Source organism: Pseudomonas sp. FP1154 (assembly GCF_030687245.1).
Lineage (GTDB): Bacteria > Pseudomonadota > Gammaproteobacteria > Pseudomonadales > Pseudomonadaceae > Aquipseudomonas > Aquipseudomonas rhizophila.
On sequence record NZ_CP117465.1, the window covers coordinates 5,885,908 to 5,906,681 of the forward strand.

Consider the following 20,774-nt stretch of genomic DNA (forward strand, 5'->3'; position numbering starts at 1 on the left):
CCGCCGCACGCCCGCCGCCGGTCAATGCCCGGACGATTCCTTGTGATTGTCCAGGGTCTCCAGCAAGGCCACCTGCATCCGCGTATGCAGGCGGACGAACCAGCGCCAGAGCAATGCCGCCACGACCGTGGCCACCACCGCGATCAGTACCAGCAACTTGTTGGTCGGCAGAATACTGGCCGACAAGGCTGCCAAGAGCAGGAAAATCATCAGCAGCGAGAGGATCGGGATCACTTCTGCGATCACTCGACGCACGCGCTGGGTGTGACGGCCGGCCATCTCCGGCTTCACGCCCATTTCCGCCAGCAGCATCGACAACGCCTTGAGCTTGCGATACGCGGCAATCAAAAACGGCAGCGACAACAACAACGCCCCGCCCCAGATCAGTGCTTTGTGCCAACTCGGGTCGCTGATCCAGGCTTGCAGGTAGGCCGACATCTGTTCGGCAAAGTAGCCACCGGCGATAAAAATCGCGATGACCAGCGCCAGATTGATGCCCACCTGCAGCAAAATCCGCCGGATCATGGCGGCCACCAGCGCCCCCTCCCCTTGGGGTTGAATGCTGCGAAGCCACTCGCCATACATTCCCAGTACCCTCGACAGCCGTTGTGGCATAACGGCAGCCAGCCTGACCGATAAAGGGTCGGCGGCCCGGATCAGGTACGGGGTCAGCAGAGTGGTCAGTACCGAAACCGCGACCGCTACCGGATAAAGGAAATCGCTGGTGACCTGCAAGGTCATCCCCAGCGATGCGATGATGAAGGAAAATTCGCCGATCTGCGAAAGGCCCATCCCGACTCGCAGCGAGGTCCTCCCGTCGTTGCCGGCAATAAAAGCACCGAGGCCGCAAGAGAGCATCTTGCCCAGCACCACTGCGGCGGTAATCACGGCAATCGGCCAAGCGTATTGGAGCAATATGACCGGATCGAGCATCAGGCCGATGGCGACGAAGAAGATTGCGCTGAACAAGTCGCGTACCGGCTCCACCAGCCGTTCGATTTTCAGCAACTGCCGCGACTCGGCCATGATCGCGCCGATCAGAAACGCTCCCAGCACCATGCTGTATTCCAGCTTGACCACCAGCAGGCAAAAGCCGAAACACAGGCCCAGCACGGTGATCAGCAACATCTCGTCGCTGTCGAACTTCGCCACGTAAGCCAGCAGCCTGGGCACCAGCAATATGCCGATCACCAGGGCGACAATCATGAATAACGACAATTTGCCGACCGTGGAGAACACTTCGCCGGAGCTGACCGTCCCGCTGACAGCGATGCTCGACAGCAAGGCGATAATGCCGATGCCCAGGATGTCTTCGACGATCAGGACCCCGAAGATCAGTTGCGCAAAGCGCTCGTTCTTCATCTTCAGGTCATTGAGAGCCTTGACGATGATGGTGGTCGAGGAGATAGCCAGGATCGCCCCGAGGAACAACGAGTCCATGGTGTTCCAGTCGAACCAGCGCCCGATTTCGTAGCCGATCCAGATCATCAACACAATTTCGAGAAACGCCGCGATGAACGCCGTGGTGCCCACCTTGAACAACTTGCGCAGGCTGAACTCCAGGCCCAGATAAAACATGAGGAAGATGACCCCCAACTCGGCCAGGGTCCTGATCGTCTCTTCGTCGTGGATAAAACCGAAAGGCGGCGTATGCGGGCCGATGATGAAGCCTGCAACGATGTAACCCAGCACCACGGGTTGTTTGAAACGATGAAAGAGTACCGTGACCAGCCCCGCTGCCATCATGATGATCGCCAGGTCTTGAATAAAACTGATGGCATGCATGGTGGGGCTCCCTGTTCATATGACTCATCACAGAGCTGGACGAGTCCGTTTCCTTTGTAGGAAATACCCTCGCAAGGGGCTTTTGAAGGGTACCACCGCGACTTCCGACAAAAAGACAGTGCAATATATGGAAACAGATCCACCGGGGCGTGACGGCAGCCACAGGCGCAGCGTCCCGATACTGGTAGTTTGAAAACCTTCCAGCACCCGCAGAGGTGCACTCCCGAAATTGCTGCCTTGAACCGTGAGTACGTTATGGAACCCGGAAACGCCCAGCTGTCGATGACGGTGCTGATGACCCCCGATATGGCCAACTTCTCTGGCAATGTGCATGGCGGCACCCTGCTCAAGTACCTCGACGAAGTCGCCTACGCCTGCGCCAGCCGCTACGCCGGGCGCTATGTAGTGACGCTGTCGGTTGACCAGGTGATTTTCCGCGAGCCGATTCATGTCGGCGAGCTGGTGACGTTTCTGGCGTCGGTGAACTACACCGGTAACACGTCAATGGAAGTGGGCATCAAAGTCGTGACCGAAAACATTCGTGAACGCTCGGTGCGCCACACCAACAGCTGCTTCTTCACCATGGTTGCGGTGGACGATCAGCGCAAACCCGCCGCCGTCCCGCCATTGCAACCGCAGAACAGCGAAGAAAAACGCCGTTACGAACAAGCCCAGCAGCGTCGGCAAATTCGCCAGGAGCTGGAGAGGCGCTATCAGGAAATCAAAGCCGACGGCCCTTAACAGATCCGCCCGGCTCGCACCCACAGGGATGCGCGTTGATCAGAGGCTGATCGGTACAGCTTCGAACCTTACCCTCGGATGGGTGATCCGGTCCTGGGCGCGTACCAGTTCCAACTCGTAACTGGCACACGCCTGGGTTTCCAGCAGTACTTCATGTACGGCTGCGGCAGTGAATTCGAGCGCCGCCACCAGGCTGTCTCCCAGCACCACTCGCGCCAGGAACAGCCCCGAGGTCAGGTCTCCCACCCCCACCGGCTGACGAGGGAATGCGAGTAATGGACGACGCAGGTGCCAGCTACTGTCGGCGGTTACCAACAACATTTCGAAGCTGTCCTCCGGCTTTCCCGGATAGGCCAGGTGTTTGACGAGTATCGCTTTGGGTCCGCGGGTCAGGAGCGCGCGAGCCATGGCCAGGCAGTCCAGCAGCGACTGCGCCTTGCGTCCCGAAAAACTGTCCAGCTCCAGCTGGTTCGGGCACATGATGTCCGCCACACCAGCCGCTTCCTCCAGGAGAAAATCGCTCACCTCGGGCGCCACGATGCAACCCTTCTCCGGATGCCCCATGACCGGATCACACAAATAAATTGCCTTGGGATTGCACGCCTTGATTCGCGCCACGCCCGCCAGAATCGCCTGCCCTTGGGCGGCGCTGCCCAAGTAACCGGACAACACCGCGTCACAATTGCCCAGCTCGCCGATTGCGGCGATCCCCTCTACCAATGCCGGTATCTGCTCAGAGGCAAGCACGTCGCCGGTCCACTGTCCGTACTGAGTGTGATTGGAAAATTGTACGGTGTTGAGCGGCCACACGTTCACCCCCACCCGTTGCATCGGAAAGACTGAAGCGCTGTTACCGGCGTGACCGAAGACCACGTGGGACTGGATGGCAAGCAGATGAGGGGTACGTTTCATGCGGGATGTTTCCGTAAAACGAATGAAATTCAAGCCGCGCAGTATGCGACTAAACGCAACCTGTACGACAGACCGGGGACACAGTTAAGCTGACAGCAACTTGTAGGAGCACTTCGTTCATGCTGACCCTTGGAAATATTTTCGTGCTGATGCTGTTGGCTACCGCCGGCGCCTGGCTGTGGCACAACCATGGTTTGCGCGAACGAGCGTTGGCGAGGGTCATGCAACATTGCGCCAACCTCAAGATCGAGCTGCTGGACGGCAACGTGGCGCTGAAAAAGATTGGGTTCGTCAAAGACGCCAGCGGACGCCGGCGCCTGGCCCGTATCTATAACTTCGAATTCACCGTTACGGGTGAATCGCGCCACTCGGGCACCATTACCCAGTTCGGGGCCCACAGCGCGCAAATCGAGCTGGCGCCTTACCCAATGCCGTTCGAAGAGTCAGCGCCGACACCGATCGAACCGGTCCAGACCAGGCCCAGGGCCGAAGTCATCGAGTTGAGTCAGTGGCGCCAGGAACACAACAAGTGGAAGCCTTGAAGCAAGGCTGACTCACGGGCACCGACAGTTCGCCAGGCCGGCTTGCAGCGCTGCCACGTCTTGAGGCTCATCAAAAATCAATTCGATTCGTGAGTCCTGGCGCCACTCGCTGGCCTGCCACCGCAGCGTCGCGCCCTCCAGCGCATTGGCTGAAACCCAGCCATCGGCGCTGTGGATAACCATCTTCGCCCGCTTCCAGCCCCAGCCTTGCAGCCAGCGCGTCAACGTCGCCGTGTCCAGTCGCTGACTCGGATGCCAGCGCCAGCCAATACTCCAGCCGCCTTCCTGTTGCTGATACAGGCAGATGGGCGATGTCGGGTCGGTCCAGACGGCCGGCATCTGTCCCACCTCCCTGGGCAGACTCACGTTAGCCACAATCCCGCTTCCGCGAGCCGCAAGACCTGGCAGCCGATCGATCGGCAAGGCTGCCTGTCGGGTCCAGTACAGGGCAATCTCCGGCAGTTGCGCAATGATGCCCAGGCGTTCGGTTTCGCTCAGGTGCTCGGATTTGTTCAGCACCACCAACCCTGCATCGGCCAAAGTTTGCCGCTGCGCGTCGGGCAACGGCGTGCCATCCGCCATCGCTCGGGCATCGAGCACCAACACGCAAGGCTGAACCGCCAGCACGCCGAGCCATGGCGTTTCGTTCAGTTGCCGCATCAACTGCGCCGGATGGCCCAGGCCGGAGGGCTCGATAAACAGTCGATCCGGGCGCGCCTTGCGCAGTAAACGAGCGAGGCCGATCTGAAATGGCGCGCCGTTGACGCAACACAAACAGCCCCCGGCCACTTCGCCCAGTGCGATACCATCGGCAGTCTGGGTCAGCAACGCCGCGTCCAGGCCGATTTGACCAAACTCGTTGATCAGCACCGCCCAGCGCTCATTCGCCGGGCGCTGCGCCAGCAATTGCTTGATCAGGCTGGTCTTGCCAGCCCCCAAAGGGCCTGCGATGACGTGGGTGGGAATATTCTGCAACATAATCGGCGGCTTTCGAGGGAGGTGAACATGCGGTTGATCGGCTGTTTGTTATTGGCGCTGACGTCGAACCAGGCGCTGGCCCAGGCTTGTGTCGTGCATAGCCAGGCAGAACGGCTCGATGTAAAAGTCTGCCAGCAGAACCGCAATATTCCGCAGAAACTGTTCGCCGACGGCTTCTGCCAGCCAAACCTTGCCGGACAAAAAGTCGAGGTACAGTACGTCGATCAATGCCCTGGCGGCGCGTTTGGCATCTGCAGCAATGCCCAGGTCGCCAATATGCCCTACCGCCAGGATATTCACTATTACGGCGTAGCCAGCGATGCGGCCTATTTGCAGCCGTTCTGTGAAGGACAAAGTCAGGGCAACTGGCTCAAACCTTAAGCGAGCCAGTCCAGAGTCAGGATCAATCGCCGCTCCCCCGGCGCCAGCTGCGGCGAGCGATGGATCATGCCCATGCCCTCATTACCATGCCACTTCTCGCCTTTGAGCAGCGCCACATCGCCACAGGCAAACTGCTGAACCGCATGCGGGTCACCCGGTTCAGCGTCAGGTTGCCCCAGACATCGACGATCCATCACACCGTCCTTTAGCCACTGGCTGCCTACACCGGCGTACGTGGTGATCAGCCGTACCGGCACATGGTCGACGTGAAAACGCGGGCACATGGCCTTGTCCAGCGTTCGCAGGCGCAGGCCGACACGTTTGGCGCCCAGCAGGCAGGCAAACGCACTGACCAGCCAGGAGACATCGGTGATGAAGCCTTCATAGCCGTGCAGATCGCCAAAGCCTGCGGCGAGGCCGTTCAGTGCCGGTTGCGCGTCCTCGTGCGGCAGGTCGAGCACCCGCGATTCGGCCAGAGGCTGATCCATGGAAAGCACCATTGCCGCAAAATCACTGATGTGCGCCGGCAGTTGACGTTGCCAGACCGCCAGGTTGGTATCGTCGTCCAGAATTTGCGTCAGGATCCGCGGGGTATCGCCCTGAACCTGGCGTACCGGCACTTCCCGCTTCGGACTGGGCGCCAGCATCACGCTGCGGCCTCGTCATGCCAAGGGCCGAACGGATCCGGCAGCAAACGCCAACTGTCGACACCCAGGGCCATTTCCGCGTCACTGAGCAGGCAAGCGTCCAGCTCGGCGGTCAGTTGCGTGAAGTCGATATTCTGGCCGATGAATACCAGCTCCTGCCGGCAATCACCGGTGGTGGGAAGCCAGTTTTTCAGGATGGCTGCGCTGCTTTCCTCATCTTGCGGCCATTGGCTTTTCGGCACGAAGCGCCACCAGCGCCCGGCGAATCCATGTCGCATCAAGCCGCCGGCCTGGGACCAACTGCCCGCTTCCTCATGTTTGCTGGCCAGCCAGAAGAAGCCCTTGGAGCGCAAGAGCTTGCCATTGGTCCACGGACGGTCGATAAAACTGAAAAAACGCTGGGGATGAAACGGCCTGCGCGCCCGGTAAGCTGCCGAAGCGATGCCGTATTCTTCTGTTTCGGGCACGTGCTCACCGCGCAGCTCCTGCAGCCAGCCCGGTGCTTGAGCCGCGCGCTCGAAGTCGAAAAGGCCTGTGTCGAGGATCTTTTCCAGCGGTACTTGGCCCATAACCATGGGAATGATCTGCGCCTGGGCGTTGAGCCGTTCCAGAATCGCGATCAACTCCTCCCGTTCGTGACGGCCAATCAGGTCGATTTTGCTGATCAGAATCACATCGGCGAACTCGATCTGCTCAATCAACAGATCAGTAATGGAACGCTCATCCTCCTCCCCCAGGGTTTCGCCGCGTGAAGCGAGGCTTTCGGCCGCCTGGAAATCCAGCAGGAAATTGACCCCATCGACCACCGTTACCATCGTGTCCAGCCGTGCCACATCCGCCAGGCTGCGGCCTTGTTCATCACGAAAAGTAAAGGTTTCCGCCACCGGCAAGGGTTCGGAAATCCCCGTGGACTCGATCAGCAGATAGTCGAAACGGCCTTCCCTGGCGAGCTGGCCGACTTCTTCCAGCAGGTCTTCACGCAACGTGCAGCAAATGCAGCCGTTACTCATCTCCACCAGTTTCTCTTCAGACCGGCTTAGGGTGACATCTCGCTGGACTTCGCTGCCATCGATGTTGATCTCGCTCATATCGTTGACGATCACCGCGACGCGCAGGTTGTCGCGATTGCGCAGGACGTAATTGAGCAGTGTGCTTTTACCGGCGCCGAGAAATCCGGACAGCACGGTTACAGGGAGACGATTGGGCACCAGGTATATCCTCATCGGGCGGGCCGCGCTGATGCGGTTGAATGCATGTCGCGGCTCTTTTCTTCAGGCTTGGGTTCGGTTCAAGGTCTAAGCCTTTTTAATGTTATAGTATAACAACAACATTTAACCAGCCTCTCGGCTCCACCGGTCTGAAGTAAAAAACATGCGCAGTTTTCTGAAATTCGTATTCGCAAGCCCGATGCTGCTATTGGCGCTAGATGCTTCAGCCCAGAGCCCTATGTTGGCAAACTGCACTCGCAGCGCGAATTTACTGGCCTGTGTCGATGGGCAAGGTAATGCCTACAGCGTCATGACGGCCGGAAACACCCTGTATCTCCGTGGATTTGAAGTAAATGGCCGCCGCTATTGGGCACAAACCACTAGCCGCTATGGCCAGCTGACGTTCTTTACCGGAATAGCTTCTGACGGAGAGACCTGGGTGGGATACAGCCGGCGCGTAGGTTGGACGACACTCAACCGTTTCTCGAGCTCGGGTGGAAGCACTGGGAAATTTTTATGCGGACGCATAAGCGGTTGCCAGGACGCACCACGCTGATGTTTCACGTGGAACGGTACGAAAAGCCCTCACACCCAGCAAAATGAAACTGCGTTCATGAACTAGTGCTCGTCGAACACACTGTTATAGTATAACGTTTGTTGTGTACCTATGACGGACCTTGAATATGAATGCGTTCACTCTGCCGGACGTTGCCGCGCAGGCTTCGCGCCAGGCCTTGGCCCTTGACTGGGTAGGCATGTGCGGCATCGCGGTACCCGTATTGATCGACGGTCAGCGTCTTAACGCGATCGCTGATGCCGGTGTCAGCCTTGACGACGGTGAAGCCCGAGGCATCCATATGTCACGCTTGTACCTGGCGCTGGAGCTGCTCGAAAGCGCAGCGCTGTCTCCCATGCTGTTACGCCGAATCCTCCAGCAATTCCTCGACAGTCACGCCGGTCTGTCCGACGCCGCCTCGCTGAGCATTTGTACCGATCTACTGTTCAAGCGCCCTGCGCTAGTCAGCCCACTGGCTGGCTGGAAGCGCTATCCGGTCAGCGTCGAGGCCCACCTGAAAAATGATGTGTTCCACGTGGAACTGACCATTCAGATTGCCTACTCGTCCACCTGCCCTTGCTCGGCCGCGCTCGCTCGTCAGTTAATCCAGCAGCAATTTGTAGACGACTTTGCCAATAAAGCGCTCGAGCACGCCGGAGTCCTGGCCTGGCTAGGCTCATCAAAAGGCATCCTCGCCACGCCTCACAGTCAACGCAGCACGGCCACGGTGAAGCTGAGACTGAACAGCGACGTCGACGAATTGCCGCTGCTGTCGCTCATCAACGAAGCCGAAGCAGCCCTCGGCACGGCCGTACAAACCGCCGTGAAACGGGCAGACGAACAAGCCTTCGCCCTCGCCAATGGTCAAAACCTAATGTTCTGTGAAGACGCCGCGCGGCGGCTGAGCATGGCTTTGAGGCGATCCCCCGATATCGCCTCCCTCGATGTGCGAGTGGTGCACGCCGAAAGTTTGCATGCCCATGACGCTGTGGCACAAAGCCGTTGGGTCAGGGAGGCACTGTGATTCGTTGCCAGTCATTGCGCTGGGGCGCCCCGGGCCACCCCCTCACACCCCCGTTGAACATAGAGCGGCCGGCGGGAAGCCTGACGGCCATCGTCGGAGCCAACGGTGCGGGCAAAAGCAGCCTGCTGAAAGTGCTGGCGGGCCTGCAAAAACCCCTATCCGGCAAAGTCGTGCTGGATGTTCCACGTCGCGGCAGCGTCTCGTTTCTGGCGCAACAGCAACATCTGGATCGGCAATTTCCAATCAGCTTGCAAGAGCTGGTGGCGGCGGGATCCTGGGGGAGCAGGCACACGCCAGCGATGCGCCGCCATCGCTTGAAAGCCGTACTGCAAGACTGGGCGTTGGATGGCCTGGAGCATCGCTCGTTAATGGCGTTGTCGGGAGGCGAGTTGCAACGCGCCCTTCTCGCCCGTTTGAGTTTGGCTGAAGCGCCCCTGCTGTTGCTCGACGAACCCCACGCCGCCCTCGACGAACAAGGCCAGGCGCTACTGTGGAAACACCTTCACGGCTGGCATGCCGAAGGCCGCACCCTGGTGGTGGTTTGTCATGATCTCGCTGCGGTGCGCCAACATATTCCTCATACACTATTGGTCAGCCAGGCCGGTTGCACGCTGGGCCGCAGTGTCGATTTGATTTCCCAACAACCCCTCACGCAGGTGGCCTGATGCTCGCGGCCACCCATCTCTGGCAACCCTTTCAGGAATTTGTCTTCATGCGCCGGGCGCTGCTGGGCGGCCTGGTATTGGCGTGCAGCACGGCACCGCTTGGGGTGTTTTTGATTCTGCGACGCATGAGCCTGATAGGCGACGCCGTCGCTCATGGCATCTTGCCCGGAGCCGCACTGGGTTTCTGGTTTGCCGGGCTGAGCCTGCCAGCCCTGACGCTGGGCGGACTCGGTGCAGGCTTGAGCATGGCCGGGGTGGCAGCCTGGATTACCCGTCGCACCGGTCTGCGGGAAGACGCCAGCCTTGCGGCGATCTATCCCATTTCCCTGGCCGCCGGTGTGTTGATTCTTGGTATGGCCGGCAAACGCCTGGACTTGCTGCACCTGTTGTTCGGCTCCGCGCTGGCGGTAGATGGCCCGACACTTACCGGCATGCTCTGGGTTTCGGGGGTCAGCCTGCTCGCGATGGCGCTGATTTACCGACCGCTGTTGCTCGACACCCTGGACCCTCTTTTCCTGCAAACCGTCAGTCGGCTGGGCCCACTGGCCCATGGCGTATTTCTGACCTTGGTCGTGCTGAATCTGGTCATCGGCTTCCAGGCCATCGGTGCACTGATGGTGGTCGGTTTGATGATGTTGCCGGCTGCCGCTTCACGATTCTGGAGCCGCCGTTTGCCGGTTCTGATGGGAGTCGCGGCGCTGCTTGGATGTGTGTCGGTGTGGCTCGGACTGCTGTTGTCATTCCACTTCTCGCTACCCAGCGGGCCGGCCATCGTACTGGTGGCGGGCGCGTTGTATCTGCTGTCCGTAGTGTTCGGTCCGGTGCACGGTTTGCTGCGTCGCCCGCCTTTACTCACATCCCAATGAGGTGTTTCCCGATGCGCGTTCTGCTCGTGCTGTTCAGTCTGATGCTGTCCTTATCCACGTCTGCAGCCGAAAAGCTCCAAGTGGTGACCAGCTTCAGCATCCTTGCCGACATGACCCAAGAGGTCGGCGGCGAGCATATCCAGATCACCAACCTGGTGGGGCCGGACGCGGATGCTCACACTTACGAACCCACCCCAGACGACGCCAAGGCGTTGCTCAGCGCCAAACTGATCATCAAGAATGGTCTGGGTTTTGAACCGTGGCTGGATCGCCTGGTCACCAGCACCGAAACCAGCGCACCGGTGATCAGCGCCAGTCGCGGCGTTATTCCTCGTTCGCTGGATGAAGAGGGCGAGACCGTCCCCGACCCGCATGCCTGGCATAACCTGGCAAACGCCGAGCTGTACGTCAGGAACATCACCAAGGCGCTGGAGACCGCCGACCCGGCCCACCAGGCCGACTACGAACGTAACAGCCAGGCGTATCTGAAAAAGATCTATGCGCTGCTCGCCGATGCCAAGGCCAAGCTTGGTGCCTTGCCACCGGGCAATCGCAGGATCGTGACGTCCCACGATGCCTTCGGCTACCTGGGACAGGCCTATGGCATTGAGTTTATCGCGCCCCAGGGGCTGTCCACTGAACGGGAGCCCTCGGCCGCCGATGTCGCGGCGCTGATTACCCAGATACGCCAAGCAAAAGTAAAAGCCGTGTTCATGGAGAACATCAAGGACGCGCGCCTGCTCAAGCAGATAGCGGCTGAAAGCGGTGCGCACATCGGCGGCACGCTGTACTCCGATGCGCTGGCGGCCAGCGGACCGGCCAGTTCTTTCATCGGGCTGTTCGAGTACAACCTGAATACGTTGTACGACGCGTTGCGCCGGCCATGATTTGCAAGCGCCCTTGAACGAACTTCCGTGGGAGCAAAGCTTGCTCGCGACGCGCACGAGCCTTGCTGCCACAGATCAACCAGGTCATGTACGCCAGAGCTGGATTCAAGCCCTCGGCTTGACCGTCCCGCAATCCTGCCCCAGCCACACGGCGCGAGTGTCCAGGCTGCCGTTCTGCTGGATACCGGTGGCATTGAATGTGCCGTTCACCGCCGTAGTGAATTCCCGATCACTCTGGAATGTTGCCACCCCATTGCCTTGGGCTTTCGGACAACTGAAACGAAACTTCCACTGATTGCCGGTGCGCTCGGTGATCTGCTGCTTGCACCCCGATTGCGGGTCTTGCAGCGGAATGTCATTGGTCTGGACCTGCTCCGGGGTCAGGCATACGCGAATACCCTTGCCACCCATGGTGATGCCCTGCTTTTCCAGCATCGCCCGTTGCTCCGGGGTGATCTGGTTTTGCAGTTGGCCAAGAATCAGTTGCAGGTCCGGCAGATTCTGGTTGTCGACCTTCATATTGCTTGTAGTCAGTTCCCACAACCCTGGTTGAAGCATCTGCGCCTGAGCCGCCACAGAAACCGACAAACCAATCGTCAGGGCCAAACCCAGCAGGCAAACTTTCATCACAAGCACTCCAGAGGACAGGTGGCCGTTAGACGTCTCCCACAGGCTTCGGTTCAGGCTCGGCAGGAGTGAATTAATTAGCGACATCCGTCGTGGAACATGGTCTGTTAAGCATTGAAACTTCAGGAGCAAGGCTGCCCCATGGATTACTTCGGCCCGCATGTTTTCGGTTACCTGATCGCACTGCTTCACACTCTGGGTTCCATCGCCGCCGTTCACGCGGTGCTTACGGTGCGTACCGCTCAGGGTTCCATCGCCTGGGCCCTGTCGTTGGTATTTATCCCCTACCTGACATTGATTCCCTACCTGGTTTTCGGCCGGAGCACGTTCGACGGCTATATCAAGGCGCGCCGGCAAGCCAACGAAGAAATGCGCAAAGCGGTTTCCGAGCTGAACTGGCGGCCATGGGTCGAAGAAGCCCTCGCCGCCCGCGCCTCTGAGGCCTACGCCTCGTTACGGGCGATGCCCAAGCTGGGCCGCACGCCGTGCCTGGCGAACAACCAGGTGCGCTTGCTCATCAATGGCTTCGCCACATTCGAGGCGATTTTCGAGGCCATTGAGAGTGCCCGGGAAGCCGTGCTGATTCAGTTTTTCATCATCCACGACGACCGCCTCGGTCAACGTCTGAAAACGCTGCTCCTGAAGAAAGCCGCCGAAGGTGTTGCGGTGTATCTGCTGTATGACCGCATTGGCAGCCATTCCCTGCCCCACCGCTACGTCCAGGCTTTGCGTGATGGCGGGGTCCATGTCAAAGCCTTCGCCACCCGTAGCGGCTGGCTCAACCGATTCCAGGTCAATTTTCGCAACCATCGCAAAATCGTCGCGGTGGACGGCGTCTTGGGTTTCGTTGGCGGCCATAACGTGGGCGATGAGTACATGGGTGAAAAGCCGCCCTTGGCGCCATGGCGCGATACCCATGTGGAAGTACGCGGGCCCGTCGTGGCGAGCATGCAAGAGTCGTTTGCTGAAGACTGGTTCTGGGCGGCCCGCTCATTGCCGCCGCTCATCCTGCCGGACGCGTACCCGGATGATGGCGTGCTCTGCCAGTTACTGGCCAGCGGCCCGGCCGACGCGTACGAAACCTGTTCACTGTTTTTTGTCGAAGCGATCCATGCGGCCAGCGAACGTGTCTGGATCACCACGCCGTACTTCATTCCTGATGAAGCGGTATTCGCTGCGTTGCGCCTGGCGGTATTGCGCGGGGTAGACGTGCGCATCTTGCTGCCCTCACGCCCGGACCATAAGGTCGTCTACGCGGCGTCGAGCCTGTACGCGTTCGAAGCCGTACGGGCCGGCGTGCGGGTGTTTCGTTATGAGCCGGGCTTCCTGCACCAGAAAGTCGTGCTGATTGACCGGGAAATCAGCGCCATCGGCAGCGCCAACCTGGACAATCGTTCGTTCCGGCTCAACTTCGAGGTGATGCTACTGACCGTGGATATTTCGTTCGCCACTCAGGTCGAGCAGATGCTCGAGGACGACTTCGCCCAAGCGCTGGAAATAGACAAACAGGAAAGCCGGGAGACCCACCGCCTGCAGAAGATCGGCATGCGGATCGCCCGGCTTATTTCCCCGATACTCTAAGTGGCACACATCTGATCAAGGGGTATAGATGTCGTCGCGAGTCCAGGGCAATTCATGGCTGCCATCGGCGTGCGTCTTCACCGCCAGGATCTGGTGCAGGTTGATCCACCCCTTGGCGAATGCGTAGGCGCATCCGGCCAGATAAAGCCGCCAGATCCGCAGCGCTTGCTCCGGCACTTCTTTGGCGGCGGCCTCAAGGTTGTCTTCCAGCCGCTCACTCCAATGATCGAGCGTGCGGGCGTAATGCATGCGCAGGCTTTCCACATCGACAATCTCCAACCCCGCTTCGCTGATCTGGGCGGAAATCATCGACAGGTGCGGCAGCTCGCCATTGGGGAACACATACTTCTCAATGAACTCGCCCGCGCCACGTCCGACCGGGCGGCCATCAGTGTGCTTGGCGGTGATGCCATGGTTCATCACCAAGCCACCCTCGCGAACCGCGCCGAAAAGCGTTTTGCAGTACTGCTGGAGATTGGCATGACCGACATGCTCGAACATGCCGACGCTGACCACCTTGTCGAAGCGACCGTCCTGGGGCAGGTCCCGATAGTCGAGCAACTGCAACTCCACTTGATCCTCCAACCCCTGCGCCTTGACCCGTTCCCGAGCGAGGGTCAGTTGCGCCTGGCTGAGGGTAATGCCGAAGACCCTGGCGCCGAATTCCCGGGCAGCGTAACGGGCCAAACCACCCCATCCGCACCCCACATCCAGCAGATAATCACCGGGTTGCAGACGCAGTTTGCGACACAGATGGCGGAATTTGGCTTGCTGGGCTTGTTCGAGGGTTTCGCTACCGGTCTCGAAATAGGCACAGGAATAAGCCATGTCGCTGTCGAGCCACAGCTGATAGAACGCGTTGGAAAGGTCGTAATGATAGGAAATCGCTTTGGCGTCGGTTTCCTTGTCATGAACTGAACGCACGGGTTGATTCGCGCCATCGTCTTCCATCAGCGCCTGACTCAGTTCATCACAGACGCGAATGACTTCGTTGATCGAACCTTCGAGTTCCAGCTTGCCTTCTACAAACGCCGCACCCAGCGCGTTCAGACTGGGGTGGGTGAATTGCGCGACCATTTGTGGGTCCTTGACCACGATCGTGACGCTGGGGTCGGCACCCAACGTAAACTCATGGCCGTCCCAGAGCCGCAGCCGAAGCGGTAAATGCAGATTCTGTAAGGCCGGTGGAAGTTGCGCGAGCATGAGATATCCCCCTTGTTTCAGACGACTGAAATGAGGGTAGACCATCCTAGAAAAATAGCAGGCTATCGAATTTATAGCCTTTTTCTATCGCCTTCCACATCTACTGTTCTAACCAGTAACTCCCTGAAGGGGTACACCCTCTGCGTAGCTGACTATGAGTATGGCCTACAGTTCGCCGAAATTCCCCTTTGGTCGAGGGTCTCGATTTTCAACAACGGTTCCTGAAACCGCAAAAGACGCCCGGCATTACCCAAGACCAGCAACGTGCTCACGTTATGCAGCAATGCCGCGATCATCGCCCCAGCCGCGCCAAGCCAACCGAATGCGGCGAAAGCGATGATCGCCAGCGTCCAGCCCACCCCGATGATCACGTTGACCTGCAACGTGCGCCTGCATCGACGACTCAGGCGCACGCAGGTGCCGAGGCGGCGCAGGTCACTGCCGATCAATACAATGTCCGCCGACGCAAGCGCGATGTCCGAGCCACCCGCCCCCATCGCTATGCCCACTACTCCGGCCTTGAGCGCCAGGGAATCATTGATGCCATCCCCCACCACCATGGGTCGCAAGCCGTGGTCGATCTCGGCCATGACCCGTTTAAGTTTGTCTTCAGGCAAAGCGTGAGCCTGCACTTCGCCAATACCGATTTCCCACGCCAGTCTGTTGGCTACGCTCTGGCGGTCCCCGGTCAGCAACAACTGGCGCCCCAGGCCCAGCGCCCGCAGCTCAGCCATGGCCTGGCGCGCTTCCGGCTTGGTGCTGTCGGCCAACAACAGCCAGGCGATGAACGTTCCCCCCAAGGCCAGGCCGGCAATAGGTCCGTCATGGTCAGGGATCGGCGAAGTCTCGATCCCCAACCGGGCGAACAACTCAGCCCGACCAAGAGCCGCCTCACCTTGGTCGGTCATCGCCACCACACCCAACCCTTGGTGTTCGTGGATTTCGGTCAGCGGCAGATATTTTTCCGGCGCCACCAACCCAGCCAACGCACGACTGACCGGATGGCTGCTGGCCGAACCGAGGCTGGCGGCCAATGGCAGCAGAAAGGATTCATGCTCGCGGACGCTGTCGATGGATTGCAGGCGAAGGATGCCGTGGGTGAGCGTGCCCGTTTTGTCGACGACCAGCGAGGTCAGGTCCGCCAGTTCCTCCAGGAAGGCCGCACTACGGATCAGGATTCCATGACGCGCCGCGACTGCGATGCCGGCAACCGCCGTCGCCGGAGCTGACAGGACCAGTGCGCAAGGACACGCTGCCACCAACACCGCCAGCATCGCCTGGGCGTCGTTTGTAACGAACCAGGTCACCGCCGCCAACAGCAACACCAGCACCAGATAGCTGGCGGCGTACCGTTCAAGCAACCGGGTGATGGGCGGCTTGGAACGCTCGGCGTTTTGCATCAGGGCAATGACTCTGCCCAGCGTCGACTCATCCCCCGTGCGAGTCACTTCCAGGCGTAGCAGGCCATCGAGGTTGATCGCGCCCCCAAAGACCTCAGTGCCCACCAGCGCCTCCAACGGCACCGATTCACCCGTAATGGGCGCGGTGTCGAGACTGGCCTGGCCAGACAGGACCCGACCATCCACCGGCACCCGATCACCGGCGCGCACCTCCACCACATCGCCGGGTTGGAGCGTGGCGTTGTCGACTTCAATTATCGAGCCGTCGGCCTGAACCTTGCGCCCCTGGCTTCGGGTCAGTTGGGCGAGGGCATCGATGGCTTCCTGGGAACCGAGGACGCTGCGCTCCTCCAGCACGTGACCAAAGGTCATGATGATCGGCAACAGCGCAGCCGTCAGCAAATCCCCCGTGGCCCAAGCGCCGAGCATGGCCAGGGCAATCAGTTGATCGGTGACGCCATGCAGGCTCGGATATCGCAGGCTGTACCAGGCCGAACGCATCACCGGTACAGCCACCAGCACGGAGGCCAATCCCCACAGTAATTGACTGACAGCATTCTGCTCTGGTGCCCATCCGCGCCATACCAGACCCAACGCGAGCAGACCGAGGGCAATCATCGCCAGCGTCAGTTGCCGCGCAACCGTACGCTGTTCACTGGAAGACAACATGGGCGCGGTGAGGGTTTCGGCGTTCATTGCTCAGCTCCCTGAATGATCAGGCGGGAATCGTCTTGCGGATCGACCGTTGTCACTGAACCGGCCTGGCGAAGAATCCCGGGGATACGTTCACGATAAAGACGTAGCAACATCTGAGGATCGCTCTCCTGAGTCTTCGCCAGGCTGAGGACCGTAGCAGTGTCAGCCGAGGCTTTGGCGAGCCGTTCACTGGCCTGAGCATGGGCAATCTGAAGGGCACGGTCGGCGTCCTCGCGGGCGGTCTGGGTCAGTTTCTCGGCTTCGGTGCGGGCGTTCGCCACGGCTTGGTCTGCCTGCTGGCTAGCGGTCAGTACCGCATTGAACGCACTCACCGCAGGGCCCGGAAGGCTCGATTGCACATCGACGCGCACCACCTCAATCCCTAGCCCCTGCCCTGTCGCGGCAAGATCGGCCAAGCGTCGATTGATGCCCTGGAGCAGATCACTGCGCAAGCGTTCACGACGTTCGGCCGCCTGGTTATCGCGGCCGATCAATTCGGGACGAGCCACGAGAATCGTATCCAGGTCCCGTGCTGCAGTAAGGCTTATGGCGCTGCGGGTGACCAACCGGTCCAGCGCCGGCAACACATGCTCGCCCTGTACAACGAAGGCATAGGGCTCGCTGACTTTGTAGAACACCCGCACATCCAGCTGCACCACTCCCGCGTCACCGGTCAATAGATAGCCAGAACCGGCCAGTGCATCGCTGACCGGGGAGGCAAAACTGGCGACGCGGTCAGCCTGCAGAGCCGCGTCCGAACGCAGCAGGTTTTCCACCCGCCGCTCCAGGACCCGATCCGCCGCCGGCAGCAAGATCACGTGTTCCACCGGACGAGGCCAAGCAAGCAACAGGCCGGCATTCTGGACTCGATCCAGGGCGCCGAAACGCAGGATCACTGCACGACTCTGCGGATCAATCTGTCGCACATTTGAAAATGCCCAGGCCAGCGCGGCTAAAACCGTGACGGCATAGAGCGCCAGAAAGGCTAGCCGTCCGGCCTGAATCCAGGGGCTGACGGAGGTATTTGTTCCACGTGGAACCAAACTCATGGCCGTGTTCCACCTAAACGTTCCACGGATGGTGGGCCCTCTACCAAGGCGCGAAACGGTGCGGCGTCGGTGCGCAAAATCAGTTTCGTACCCGGGGAAACAATTGTTCCCAAGGTGTCCAGCGAGCGCAGAAGGTTGTAGAGCTGGGGGGACCCGGCGTATGCCTTGCTATAGATCCCGGCAGCTTCAACACGGGACTGCGCCTCGATCTCAGCCGCTTTCACCTTTGCATCGGCCTGAAGAATCCTCGCATCACGCTCTGCGGCAGAACGAATCTGCGCCGCTTCACGCTTACCAATGGCGGTGCGCTCAGTAGCAATGGTTTCACGCTCAGCGCGCATGCGATCCACCGTCGCAGTCAGCGTCACCGACGGTAAGGTCAAGCGCTCGATGCCAACTTGCAGCACCCGAACGCCGTAGGTGCTGAGCAATTGTTGATCAATCTGCTGCCGCAACTGAGCTTCAAAATCGGCGATGCGCACTTGGCTGGCATCGGTGTTGACCAGGCTGGCCAAATCAAAACTGGCGGCGGTGGTTTCCAAGGCTGAACCAACGAACGTGCGAATCTGCCGTGCAGCTTCATCCGGTTGATTCTGCACCGCACGCATAAAGCGCTGAACGTTTTGCGGGTCACCCTGCACCTGCCACGCCACGTAGGCCTGAACAATGATCCGCAATCCGTCGCGGGTACCCACGTCCTGCAGCCCGCTGGAGGTGGTGCGTAATCGCAGGTCCACCGGGATCGCCGCTTCGAACGGTGCCGGCCAGTGCCAGTTCAAACCTGGTTGCAGCAGCACCCGCGCCGGATTGCCGAAACGGGTAATGACCGTCGCCTCTCCCGAGCGCACTTGCACCAGGCTGGCGGCAGCGATAGCAAACGCCACCAGCAGCGCCGCCCAGCCCATCCGGCCCCAAGGAAACGGGCCGGCCACATGTGGATCGTCATGATGGTGATGATGCCCATGGTGATGGTGGTGGCCGGCATGAGCGTGACCGGGATGATCATGGTGATCATGTGAAGAAGACTGGCTCAATGGGCAGCTCCTGGCTGGACCGGGTTAGGCGGCGAGGCGGGATCCGCCGGCAGCGTGAACGTACGCAAATCGAGGGTGGGCGCGTTGCTCCCAGCCCCCAGGCGATGATCGAGAATCAGCAGCTTTGCATTGCCAAGTCCCTGGCTTAGCTGGCTGAGATATTGCTCCAGCACAAAAGCATGGCCAGCCGTTGCGTAGGCTTGGCGTTCGGCGTTGAAGCGCAAGTCGGCGGCTTGGGCGGTCGCATTGATTTCTCGGGCGGTGGCTTGAGCCTGGTCATGGATGATGCTGGCTTGCAACTGCGCCTGGTTAGTCTGCTGCGCTGCGGCACCACGCTCCCGGGCGATCAGGGCCTGGGCGCCAATCTGCGCCGCTTGCACGCCGTGATAGGCATTGGCGGCGCCGGCCGGCGGATGAATCGCTTCGACCACCGTTGCCAGAATTTCCACACCGCTGTCGAGCCTCTGCAAGTCAGCCTGTACTGCACGGCCGATTTCATCCGCCAGACTGATCCGATCGACACCCAGCAAACCATCGAGCGTCCGCGAGGCGAACTCATGCACCAGGACGCGGCTGGCGGTGCTGCCGATCAGCGCGGGCACATCGGCACTGTTGTAGGTGGCCGCCAGTGCCGCCGCGTCGGTGAGGCCGATGCGATAGACAAAACGTACGTCCATGTTGACGATCTGGAAGCTCTGCTGGTCGGCTCGGCGGCTGGCAATGACTTGGGATTTTTCGTTCACATGACTGGCGTCCCACAATCGATTGGCAGCCGCGGGTGCCGGTCCTTCCACTGAATCAGCCTCGGTAACCATCCGGTTGCCGCCGACGCTGGTGGCCAGTTCATGCACGACGCCGTTCTCGACGTTCAACACCCTGCCCAACGGCCACGGCAAGCCGACTTGCAGGCCAGGGCTGAATACTTCCACCGGTTTACCAAAGCGCTCGTAGATGCCCCGCCCTTGCAACGGAACCTCATGCACACCAGTCAGCAGCCACCCCACCAAGGACACTAGCGCCACCACCGGCAAAAAGGCGCGACGCATGTAGCTGAACGCCCAGATCTGACGCAAGTCGATCCCGAAATGACTGTGCAGCTCATGTTGCAGCGCCGACAACGGCCGTGGTGGCCAGCGCAGCAACTCGGCGATGACACTTCGGCCCAGCAATGATGGCTCTTGGGAATCCCGGCGCGGGCTGAACAACGACAGCAATGCGCGCAGTAACAATTCCGCCGCCACCAGAGCCGGCAGCACCCCCATCAGCACGGCCAGGCGCACCGGCCAGATGGACGTTGGTGCGGCGAACAGCACGCACAAGGCGCCCAGCACCAGTACGACAATCGCCACCCGGGTCAGCTGAGCCAGCGCCTGGGCCTCCGGCCATTGCTGAGGGGATTGCTGGACCCACTGACGCTCCAACACCAACAACCCGAACGCCAGCAGTAAAGAGAGCACCGCTCCCACACTGGCCGACACGCCGAGCTCGGTCGCAGGTAATTCCAGGTTCCAGGTTTGCTCCAGACTGAACAGCACCAGGAGTGCCCAACCGAGCAGCCACAACGTGGGGCCGCCGATGTGCTTGAGCAGGGCGATCCAACGGACACTGATTCGATCCAGCAGGCGCTCATACCAGCCATGGTCATCCACTGGCGGGGTTTCAGAAACCGGGATATCCATAACCGGCATCAGCGCCCTGCCCCGCCACTGGGTGATCCACCAGGCCGATTGCAGACCCGCCACCAGCACCCATACTCCGGCACTTTGACTGACCAGCAGCGGCGGCCACATCGACTGCGGCGAGAACAACCCGATGAAAAACGCCACCACCAGGCCCAGGCTCGCTACGCCACCCAACCCGAAGGCGATCCGCCTCAAGCGACGCCCCTGAAAGAGCGCCTGCTGGAACCGCGGCAACTGGGCTATCTCTACCCCCTCGACATCAAGATCGATTTGCATACCACCCCGACGCGGCTCTGTTACATATCGTTAC

20 protein-coding genes are annotated in these 20,774 nt (G+C 60.2%); 9 read left to right on the forward strand and 11 right to left on the reverse strand.

What is annotated here, in order from left to right; translation table 11 throughout:
• Positions 1-21 precede the first annotated feature (21 nt).
• A complete protein-coding gene (locus tag PSH91_RS26290; RefSeq protein ID WP_305466966.1) occupies positions 22-1,785 on the reverse strand; it encodes a cation:proton antiporter in 1,764 nt (587 codons plus the stop codon).
• A gap of 255 nt (positions 1,786-2,040) precedes the next feature.
• On the opposite strand from PSH91_RS26290, the gene PSH91_RS26295 reads away from it, so the two are divergent.
• Positions 2,041-2,526 (forward strand): acyl-CoA thioesterase, encoded by a 486-nt coding sequence (locus PSH91_RS26295; protein ID WP_047226692.1) that lies wholly within the window; start codon positions 2,041-2,043, stop codon positions 2,524-2,526.
• A gap of 39 nt (positions 2,527-2,565) precedes the next feature.
• Here PSH91_RS26295 and pdxY read toward each other — a convergent pair whose 3' ends face one another.
• On the reverse strand, positions 2,566-3,438 hold the full coding sequence (gene pdxY, locus PSH91_RS26300) for a pyridoxal kinase PdxY (protein WP_139048674.1): 873 nt from the start codon (positions 3,436-3,438) through the stop codon (positions 2,566-2,568).
• A 119-nt stretch (positions 3,439-3,557) separates the two neighbouring features.
• Between pdxY and PSH91_RS26305 the strand changes: the two genes are divergently transcribed.
• Complete coding sequence (locus PSH91_RS26305) at positions 3,558-3,980, forward strand: DUF3301 domain-containing protein (RefSeq protein ID WP_047226690.1); 423 nt, start codon at positions 3,558-3,560, stop codon at positions 3,978-3,980.
• 12 nt (positions 3,981-3,992) lie between these two features.
• Here PSH91_RS26305 and PSH91_RS26310 read toward each other — a convergent pair whose 3' ends face one another.
• Entirely contained in the window at positions 3,993-4,958 is a 966-nt protein-coding gene (locus PSH91_RS26310) for a GTP-binding protein (protein ID WP_305466967.1), read from the reverse strand.
• 27 nt (positions 4,959-4,985) lie between these two features.
• Between PSH91_RS26310 and PSH91_RS26315 the strand changes: the two genes are divergently transcribed.
• Positions 4,986-5,339: an NADH:ubiquinone oxidoreductase gene (locus tag PSH91_RS26315; protein WP_188251888.1), complete on the forward strand. Its 354-nt coding sequence runs from the start codon at positions 4,986-4,988 to the stop codon at positions 5,337-5,339.
• Here PSH91_RS26315 and PSH91_RS26320 read toward each other — a convergent pair.
• Both PSH91_RS26320 and zigA read right to left on the reverse strand, forming a co-directional pair.
• Positions 5,336-5,986, reverse strand: coding sequence for a DUF1826 domain-containing protein (locus PSH91_RS26320; protein ID WP_305466968.1), 651 nt, complete (start codon positions 5,984-5,986; stop codon positions 5,336-5,338). The two genes, PSH91_RS26315 and PSH91_RS26320, sit on opposite strands and share 4 nt — an antisense overlap.
• Positions 5,986-7,194, reverse strand: coding sequence for a zinc metallochaperone GTPase ZigA (gene zigA, locus PSH91_RS26325; RefSeq protein WP_188251890.1), 1,209 nt, complete (start codon positions 7,192-7,194; stop codon positions 5,986-5,988). The genes PSH91_RS26320 and zigA overlap by 1 nt, the downstream gene beginning before the upstream one ends.
• A 163-nt stretch (positions 7,195-7,357) precedes the next feature.
• On the opposite strand from zigA, the gene PSH91_RS26330 reads away from it, so the two are divergent.
• The 5 genes from PSH91_RS26330 (at position 7,358) to PSH91_RS26350 (ending at position 11,192) form a co-directional block, all read left to right on the forward strand.
• Positions 7,358-7,750: a glutamine synthetase gene (locus PSH91_RS26330; RefSeq protein WP_076383192.1), complete on the forward strand. Its 393-nt coding sequence runs from the start codon at positions 7,358-7,360 to the stop codon at positions 7,748-7,750.
• 127 nt (positions 7,751-7,877) lie between these two features.
• Complete coding sequence (gene folE2 / locus PSH91_RS26335; RefSeq protein WP_160891421.1) at positions 7,878-8,774, forward strand: GTP cyclohydrolase FolE2; 897 nt, start codon at positions 7,878-7,880, stop codon at positions 8,772-8,774.
• Positions 8,771-9,439: a metal ABC transporter ATP-binding protein gene (locus PSH91_RS26340; RefSeq protein WP_076383190.1), complete on the forward strand. Its 669-nt coding sequence runs from the start codon at positions 8,771-8,773 to the stop codon at positions 9,437-9,439. The genes folE2 and PSH91_RS26340 overlap by 4 nt, the downstream gene beginning before the upstream one ends.
• The gene (locus PSH91_RS26345) at positions 9,439-10,305 is read left to right on the forward strand and encodes a metal ABC transporter permease (RefSeq protein WP_047226683.1); all 867 of its coding nucleotides are present in this window, start codon (positions 9,439-9,441) and stop codon (positions 10,303-10,305) included. The genes PSH91_RS26340 and PSH91_RS26345 overlap by 1 nt, the downstream gene beginning before the upstream one ends.
• Before the next feature lie 11 nt (positions 10,306-10,316).
• Positions 10,317-11,192 carry a metal ABC transporter substrate-binding protein gene (locus PSH91_RS26350; RefSeq protein WP_173406379.1) on the forward strand — a complete coding sequence of 292 codons (876 nt, stop codon included), beginning with the start codon at positions 10,317-10,319 and terminating at the stop codon, positions 11,190-11,192.
• A gap of 105 nt (positions 11,193-11,297) precedes the next feature.
• Here PSH91_RS26350 and PSH91_RS26355 read toward each other — a convergent pair whose 3' ends face one another.
• Positions 11,298-11,819 carry a DUF3617 domain-containing protein gene (locus PSH91_RS26355; RefSeq protein ID WP_047226681.1) on the reverse strand — a complete coding sequence of 174 codons (522 nt, stop codon included), beginning with the start codon at positions 11,817-11,819 and terminating at the stop codon, positions 11,298-11,300.
• A 141-nt stretch (positions 11,820-11,960) separates the two neighbouring features.
• Between PSH91_RS26355 and cls the strand changes: the two genes are divergently transcribed.
• Positions 11,961-13,400, forward strand: coding sequence for a cardiolipin synthase (gene cls, locus PSH91_RS26360; RefSeq protein ID WP_047226680.1), 1,440 nt, complete (start codon positions 11,961-11,963; stop codon positions 13,398-13,400).
• A gap of 15 nt (positions 13,401-13,415) precedes the next feature.
• On the opposite strand, the gene cfaB is transcribed toward cls, so the two are convergent.
• From cfaB to hflK (PSH91_RS26385), 5 genes are all read right to left on the reverse strand, one after another.
• A complete protein-coding gene (cfaB, locus tag PSH91_RS26365) occupies positions 13,416-14,603 on the reverse strand; it encodes a C17 cyclopropane fatty acid synthase CfaB (RefSeq protein ID WP_047226679.1) in 1,188 nt (395 codons plus the stop codon).
• 152 nt (positions 14,604-14,755) lie between these two features.
• Positions 14,756-16,699, reverse strand: a complete 1,944-nt coding sequence (locus PSH91_RS26370; RefSeq protein WP_305466969.1) for a cation-translocating P-type ATPase — start codon at positions 16,697-16,699, stop codon at positions 14,756-14,758.
• A complete protein-coding gene (hflK, locus tag PSH91_RS26375) occupies positions 16,696-17,748 on the reverse strand; it encodes a protease modulator HflK (protein ID WP_173406377.1) in 1,053 nt (350 codons plus the stop codon). The genes PSH91_RS26370 and hflK (PSH91_RS26375) overlap by 4 nt, the downstream gene beginning before the upstream one ends.
• A complete protein-coding gene (hflC, locus tag PSH91_RS26380; RefSeq protein WP_305466970.1) occupies positions 17,745-18,782 on the reverse strand; it encodes a protease modulator HflC in 1,038 nt (345 codons plus the stop codon). The genes hflK (PSH91_RS26375) and hflC overlap by 4 nt, the downstream gene beginning before the upstream one ends.
• Entirely contained in the window at positions 18,779-20,740 is a 1,962-nt protein-coding gene (hflK, locus tag PSH91_RS26385; RefSeq protein ID WP_305466971.1) for a protease modulator HflK, read from the reverse strand. Before hflK (PSH91_RS26385) ends, hflC begins: the two co-directional genes overlap by 4 nt.
• Between the last annotated feature and the right edge of the window lie 34 nt (positions 20,741-20,774).

Excerpts from the sequence above, each read along its gene's own strand:
- PSH91_RS26345 (WP_047226683.1), top strand. The coding sequence starts at position 9,439 with ATGCTCGCGGCCACCCATCTCTGGCAACCCTTTCAGGAATTTGTCTTC.
- hflK (WP_173406377.1), bottom strand. The coding sequence starts at position 17,748 with ATGAGTTTGGTTCCACGTGGAACAAATACCTCCGTCAGCCCCTGGATT.
- PSH91_RS26315 (WP_188251888.1), top strand. The coding sequence starts at position 4,986 with ATGCGGTTGATCGGCTGTTTGTTATTGGCGCTGACGTCGAACCAGGCG.
- PSH91_RS26350 (WP_173406379.1), top strand. The coding sequence starts at position 10,317 with ATGCGCGTTCTGCTCGTGCTGTTCAGTCTGATGCTGTCCTTATCCACG.
- cls (WP_047226680.1), top strand. The coding sequence starts at position 11,961 with ATGGATTACTTCGGCCCGCATGTTTTCGGTTACCTGATCGCACTGCTT.
- folE2 (WP_160891421.1), top strand. The coding sequence starts at position 7,878 with ATGAATGCGTTCACTCTGCCGGACGTTGCCGCGCAGGCTTCGCGCCAG.
- PSH91_RS26290 (WP_305466966.1), bottom strand. The coding sequence starts at position 1,785 with ATGCATGCCATCAGTTTTATTCAAGACCTGGCGATCATCATGATGGCA.
- hflK (WP_305466971.1), bottom strand. The coding sequence starts at position 20,740 with ATGCAAATCGATCTTGATGTCGAGGGGGTAGAGATAGCCCAGTTGCCG.
- PSH91_RS26295 (WP_047226692.1), top strand. The coding sequence starts at position 2,041 with ATGGAACCCGGAAACGCCCAGCTGTCGATGACGGTGCTGATGACCCCC.
- PSH91_RS26310 (WP_305466967.1), bottom strand. The coding sequence starts at position 4,958 with ATGTTGCAGAATATTCCCACCCACGTCATCGCAGGCCCTTTGGGGGCT.
- PSH91_RS26320 (WP_305466968.1), bottom strand. The coding sequence starts at position 5,986 with ATGCTGGCGCCCAGTCCGAAGCGGGAAGTGCCGGTACGCCAGGTTCAG.
- cfaB (WP_047226679.1), bottom strand. The coding sequence starts at position 14,603 with ATGCTCGCGCAACTTCCACCGGCCTTACAGAATCTGCATTTACCGCTT.
- PSH91_RS26370 (WP_305466969.1), bottom strand. The coding sequence starts at position 16,699 with ATGAACGCCGAAACCCTCACCGCGCCCATGTTGTCTTCCAGTGAACAG.
- PSH91_RS26330 (WP_076383192.1), top strand. The coding sequence starts at position 7,358 with ATGCGCAGTTTTCTGAAATTCGTATTCGCAAGCCCGATGCTGCTATTG.
- PSH91_RS26305 (WP_047226690.1), top strand. The coding sequence starts at position 3,558 with ATGCTGACCCTTGGAAATATTTTCGTGCTGATGCTGTTGGCTACCGCC.
- pdxY (WP_139048674.1), bottom strand. The coding sequence starts at position 3,438 with ATGAAACGTACCCCTCATCTGCTTGCCATCCAGTCCCACGTGGTCTTC.
- PSH91_RS26355 (WP_047226681.1), bottom strand. The coding sequence starts at position 11,819 with ATGAAAGTTTGCCTGCTGGGTTTGGCCCTGACGATTGGTTTGTCGGTT.